We start from the raw sequence: 6951 nt of genomic DNA, 5'->3' as shown, positions 1-6951 counted from the left end.
CGAGGAAGCTCGTTCACCGTCACATCAACTTCCGGAAGTAAATATATGGGTTACGTCCACGCTAATACTGAAGCTGTTCCTTTTGACTTTGAGAGTGCTGAGGCTCTCAAAACGCATTTGACGCATCTAACTCAGGTAATTGAGCATCAGCTCCCTGCCCGCTATGGCACCGATGGTACTTGCGGTGCCGCTCAGCTCGCTCTGGAGGGGTTCACCGGTGGCTATGCACGAGTGTATAGAGCAAAGCTTGCTTCATCATTTGCGCTGTTGCGAGAGTTTAAAGAATGCTTCAGCAATGCAGCTCGTAATATGGAGACTTACATTCGTGCTGCCCGCGAAGAAGAACGCATCCGCCGAGAGATTACTGAATGGGAGAAGCTCAACGAACGTAAGCAAAGAGCTCGTGATCGTAAGAGGTTTGAGTATGACCTTCATCAAGGCGGGTATAGTGTCGATGACCTCAATCTTGAGCTTCCTCCTCGTCCTATGCCTTCCCACCCTCCGCATTTTGAGGTCTACACGCCCCGCCCTGTAGCTGACCCCTTCACTGGTGCTCAGGGTAACTCAGTTTCTTCAGGAGTTTCTCAAAGTGCTCTCGGACAGTTTGCCGAGGCAAACTCTTCTGCACAGGGTACTCAGCATTTGAATACCCAGATTGCGCTTGCTTCTGGTGGATCTACGGTTTCTATCGTGCCGCACAATGCGTATCAGCATCGTCAGGTCACTCTTTCTATGAATGCTGAACTTGGTCAGGCGCAGCTCCGCGTTGCATCCACCTATGCTCAGTTCCGTTCGAATACTTCATGGGGAACTTTTAACGCTGACTCTTTGATTGCTGCGTTGCATACCTGGATTGAGGATGTCGATGCAGATGTCCATTGGCTGGGTAAGCTTGCTCAAACGATGTTTGATGTCGCAAGTCGTGGCTACTTGGAAAAACCGGCTATTGAACATCACGAAGAACTTTCAGGGCCTGGGGCAAGGGCTCAAATTAGCCTCGACATGAACCTTCTGAATGAGCTGATGCATGATGATATTCCTATGCATCACCTACTGCAGGTTCCTGGCATGAGCATTACTGGTGTAAATATCTCATCCGGCTATGCAAATGACCCCGTCAACGTTGCAACCGGTAACTTCATTGAAAGTGAAGTTGACCTTCGCTCTCGCGTGAACTCGGTGCTACGTCTTGAACGCACCTACAACAGTGTTCTCGCCGCCCTCCCGAATACCCCTCACGGTGCTTTTGGTAAGGGCTGGTCAAGCATACTGGATAGCCGACTTGAGCAAAACTCTGACAGCATCTCATGGCACACTGCTGACGGCCGTGAACTCGTCTTTGAACGTGATACGAACTCGGCTAGCGGGTATGCACGAACTCCCAACGCCCCCTACTGGCTGGAGAAGGTAACCGACTCAGCTCTAGACGCGGCACCTACACATAACGTGGATTCAGCCTCTGCGCCCATCGAAGAAAATACCGAAGGACAAGAGGCTCTTTATCGCGCCCTATACTCTGCTGTGAATAAAGCGGTCAAGTCCGCCCATCGTCTACTGCCGTCATCCTTTGAAGTAACGGAATCGTCTGAACCCACCTACTACTGGTCTGTTACTAACCATTCTGGTAGCCGTTATTTCTATGCTCCTTCAGGCGAATTGGTTGCTTTCATGGAGGGGCACCCCAGCTCAGCTGTAGTTGCTCTGTACAGCCGTGGCCCGAAGGCTAATGACGATGAGGAGTTCGTAGCGCAGCGACCGAGTGCTTTGATTCAGCCCCTTAGCGCGCAGGGCATTATTTTCAGCTATGACGCACAGGATTTTGTATCTGCTGCATCTCTTGTCAACTTCAATGAAGGCTCCTTTGAAGAACATTCATCAGGACAGGTTGAAAGCCAGCTGAGCGATGTGCGCTATATCTACAATTCTGCTGGCGTACTTTGTGAAGTTCAGCGACCTGATGGTACCCGCCGTTATGAACAGACGGAGGGTAACCTCATCCACCGTGTCTGGAATGAAACGGGATATTGCGAGGTCGAGAATAGCTATGACGCTGACGGCCGCATCGTAGCTCAGAAAACTGAGCACGGTCGAAATATTAGCTACCGCTATGAGCATGGTCTAATGACCGTGATTGAAGATTCCGGAACCGGTGAGCACGCTAATATTTGGCGCTCAAACGAACACGGTCAGCTTGTTTCCCTTGTGGCTGGTGACGGAAGCCGCCAGTCCATGCGATACAACTCCTACGGTTACCGCACCTATATCTGCGAGCGTGACGGATCTGTGACTCATCGTAGCTACGATGAACGCGCTCGCCTTGTCTCGGAAAATACTCCGGAAGGTGCAGTCCACCGTTATACGTGGGATGAGTACGACCGTATGATTGCCCACCGAATTATGAATAAGAATCGGCGTGCAGGCACCCTCACCGAAACGCGCTATACCTACTCCCAGAACCCGCTGGACCCTAATCCCCTGACTATTACCCGTAACGGAGGCAATACAACTTATCTTGAATGGGACAACGCCGGCCATTGCACCGCCGTCGCTGATGAATCAGGATTCAAGCAGCACTTTACCTACAATAACCGTGGGCAGCTTCTGAGCTCCACGGACTCTAGTGGTGCGCAAACGCAGTATTCGTATGATGCTGCTGGTAACCTGAGCTCAGTAACTAATCCTCTCGGCAATACCCAGTATTTTGAGTGGGATGCGAGTGGGCGACTCAGCACGGTGGTCGACGCGATGGGTGCTCGTTGGGGTTTGTCTTATGCAGAAGCAGCTCAGAACGCTACGCCGACCTCCGAGCAGCTCTTGACAGCGCTGACCGACCCTGAAGGTAACGTCACTACTTTTGAATACTCAGCTGGTCACCTAAGCGCTGTGATTGACCCTATGGGTAACCGAACCAGCGTCGAACGCGACACCTGGGGCAACGTTATCTCCATGACTGATGCCGCAGGAGCCAAGACCCATTATGAATACGACGAACTTTCGCAGCTCGTCGCTATCATTGACCCCTGTGGGGCTCGTACTGAGTACGAATATTCTCTAACTGGCGACCTGAGTCGCATGGTGGACGCTACTGGTGTAGCTTTGAGCATCACCCACTCGCGCTCTCACGGTGAGTACTCGATGCGAGTTGAGGGTGCGCCCGGTAACTATGCCGTTGTAACCGATGCCCTGGGACGAGTTGTTTCTGCGTCAAATTCTCTGATGAATATGGTGCCGGGTCTGGGTCCCGCTGGGTCTTTGCGCTCTAACTCTTCTCCTGCGGGGCTTGCTTCAGCAGGTAAGCAGCCTTCTGAGCGTCCTGCGGGTCCTTGGGCATCGTGGAGCTTGGTACAACCAGAACTTCGTGTTCCCACTATTTTGGGTTCCCGCGATAACGTATCGCGAGGCGATAGCGCCCTTACTGCTGCTCATCTTCCGTCTGTTATTACGATGTTTGAGAACCGTCAGGATATGGCGGTTCTCTTTGGGGTGCCCGTTCCTAAGCTGAACATGCCGGATGCCTCTATCCTTCTCAACTCTTCATCTGATAGCTCTGCGCAGGCTGGATATAACACTCACGGTCAGATTGCTCAGATTAGCTCTGCCGTTGGCGGGGCAATTAGCTTCGAGTACGATGCTCAGGGACGTATGAGTCGTAGCATCAGTGCAGCTGGTCGAGAGACTTTCTTTGAATATGACGCGGCGGGCCGTTGTACCAGCCAGAAAACCCTCAAGAAAACGAGCGAGCTCGATGCTGATGAGGGTTACCTGGAGACTATCTTTACTTACGATCTCGCAGGTCGTTTGTTGGAGAAGACCATTCGGGATTCTGCAGATGCTTCAACTGCCTCGTTGCGTCTTGTGCAGTACACCTACGACGCTACTGGTCGACGCATTAAAGAAGATATGGGGGAGAAGGTCACCTGTTACAGCTACACTTCACGTGGACTTATTGCACGTATTGAAGATAGCGTTGAAGGTACTCGTTCTTTCTCATACGATGCGGCAGGTCGCCTTGTTAGCGTTGATGACGCTTTGGGCGGCACCTCCCGCTGTGAGTATGATGCCCTTGCGCGTCCTCTGCGCTGGATTACGCCTGCGGGTATCGTAACGAGCTACGGATGGGATGCGGCAGGACGTCTTCTGCGTGAAGAACGTTCGGGTACAAGTTTTACGGTTGAAAATGCGGCAGACTCTCTCGTACGTACTTTCTCTTACGATGCTGCAGGGCGTCTTCTTACGGTGAATGACGGTGAACGTATCCGTTCGTTTGAGTACGACTATGCTCGCGGTGGTGTGCTCCGTTCGGTCACTGTTAATGGTGAACTCCAGGGAACTTTTGAATATTCCTTGATGAATGGACGTGGCTCTCAGCAGGGCATGTTGAAGATTTCGGTAAATGATGCAAAGGCAGAGCACATTTATGAGTACTCTGCATCTGGCAGGTTGCTGAGCCGTACTCGCGTACCCCATGGTGATATGAACATGATGCGCATCTCAAGTACGGTGTCTATTGCTGATCACATCACGGGTATTCTTCGCGCCCCAGACGTGAACCAGCGTACTCTCCATGCCTTGCAAGCGTTTAAGCAGCGTGGTGAATATACGCTGAACTATACCTACGATGCAGATGGTGTTCTGGTAATGAGTAGCAACCCGTACGGCTCAGTGCGCTGGATGCGTGATGGTGCGGGTCGAGTGCGCCATACTCAGTCTAAGGACGTTTTTGCTCGCACCAGGGAGATGGAATTTACCCATGCTTCATGTGGTGCTTTGACCTCGATGAGTACAGAAGACACTCGCGCCGTGTGGAAACTCAATCCTGTTAAGAATGTTCCCGTGGGCTACAAGGTAGAGCGTACCGGTACCCGTGAGTTGGGAACTGGGACTGCACCTGTCAGTACGTTTGCTGCTCATGTGGAACGTGATACTTCTTCTCGGGTTGCTGTCTGCACTCTTGAAGATGCAGAAAATAACTCTGAGGCGCGCACTATGAAGTATCGTTATGATGCTTCTGGTGCTCTTATCTCTGTATCTGATGGTATTCAGGAACGAACTTGGACCTACGAAAACGGCATGATGGTCGCCGAGGCATTGTATAAGCGCAATTGTGAGCAGGGAGATAACGCCCTGCTGCTGGAACGCGCCTTCAGCCACAATTCAATTGGCCTTCTCAGCGCTGTTTCTGAGGTGCAGTATGGTGCCGATGGTACTGTCCAGAATCGTTCTCGAACTGAGTATTTCTATAACGCTGCCGGTGAGCGCGTCCGTGAGGTGACTACGGATGAGCTGACTGGACAGCATCGTGAGCGTACCCTTGGGTGGGGCAACATGGGGCAGGTGAACGCTATTCGCCAGGATGGTGAAGAATGGTCATTGCACCATGACATGACTGGTGAGCTTGCCTCCGTGCATACTAGCACCACGGTGGATGCCCCCGGTTCGTCTATGCCTTTGGTATGGGATGCTGTCTCATCCGTACCTATGGTGCTGGGCGCGGGCGGGATGAGTGCAGGTTCTGTGCTGGAGAATATCTCTTCTGAAGAGGAACTGGGCTATGGCTTGGGCTGGTCTATGTCTTCTAACCCGTGGGAAAGCGATGTAGCTGCTGTTCCTACTGTTCCTGGTCTTGGCGTGGTTAGTGCTGGTCCGGCGGCTTCTTCTGTCAATATTGCTGGTCTTGATTTCATGGGTTTCCGTGTGGCTGATGCTGGCGTGCGCCGTTTCGTGTCCACTGACGCTTTGAGCTCGGTGCCGGGTATCGTGCACGGTGCGGACGTAAATTCGTTTGTGGGCTGGAATCCTATGTCTCTGGTAGACCCGTGGGGTTTGCGCCCGATGTCGGTGAGGGATTTTAGGGACTATCAGGTTCGAGAAACAGAGAAGAAAAATTATCTTACCTCTATTTTTGTTAATGAGTTAAAAAATTCTCCATTCATGCTTATCTTGGCCGCAAGTTACTATACTTCATATTCACCGTTTGAATATGAAGAGTATATGGATAATGTTAAGCCAAAAATTGAGGACCTAAATGTTCAACGACAGCATGGATATAGTGGGGATATTCCTCCCGTGCCTCCGCGAAAGATTAACGAAGTGGCGCAACGCATGAATTCAGTTAATGACAATCAGCATGTTAAAGATATGGAGAAATCTCAAGGAAATGCTGGTTATTCCTCCATTCAGATTGATGTATATGAGGGGAAAAAATCAGATGGATCAAAAGAGAAGGTGGCATACGTATATATTCCCGGCACTGATTTTGATTTTTCGATGAAAGATGGTGAGCTTGGGTCCATCGGAAATAATCTTGGTCTGGCTGGTAACACCTCTGATAAATCCGTTGATGATTTGTCGCCCTATCACCGTATGGTTGAGGCAGCAATGGATCGAGCTCGTTTGCAAGGTGTAGACCGAGTCGTGATGGTTGGCCACTCTCAGGGTGGGGCCGTAGCGTATTCGCTTGCTAATAATAAGGAGTTTAATAGTAAATATAAGGTGTCTAATGTTGTAACTTATGGTGCGCCGACCAGTAATCTTGAGGGACAACGAGATGACCTTGACCATCACTTTAACTACGTGGCTGTTGTGAATGAGAATGACGTGGTTCCTGGTCTAACACCTGGAAAGCAATACGGTGAGCCTGCTAATCGTGTACATGTCGTTGAGAGCGATAAAGCTAGTGGAGGCATGGATTCTCACGGTATGAATATTTACGTCGATGCTACCCAGCGGTACGTTGGTAGCGGCTACGGTGATGATGAAGGTGTCGATATCGATGCACAGGCATACGGCGCACAACAAGAAACCCAAGGTGTAGAAGAAGGAACCGGTATGTATACCGGTAGGAATACCTCAAAGAGTAGCCCTTACGGTCGTGCATTGAGAGAAAGCCTTCGACGTTAGAAAGGAGAAGAAATGACTGTCGACCCGGAGTGGACTAAAAAATTCTTCAAC

1 protein-coding gene is annotated in these 6951 nt (G+C 50.9%); it reads left to right on the top strand.

What is annotated here, in order from left to right; all coding sequences use genetic code 11:
- The first annotated feature begins 45 nt into the window (after positions 1-45).
- A complete protein-coding gene (locus tag HMPREF2894_RS00015) occupies positions 46-6900 on the top strand; it encodes a DUF6531 domain-containing protein (protein ID WP_246826986.1) in 6855 nt (2284 codons plus the stop codon).
- The last annotated feature ends 51 nt before the right edge of the window (positions 6901-6951 follow it).

Source organism: Rothia sp. HMSC066G02 (genome assembly GCF_001813145.1).
Taxonomy (GTDB): Bacteria; Actinomycetota; Actinomycetes; order Actinomycetales; family Micrococcaceae; genus Rothia.
The sequence above is the reverse complement of the archived record's forward strand: the minus strand, read 5'-3'. Positions and strand labels throughout refer to the sequence as shown.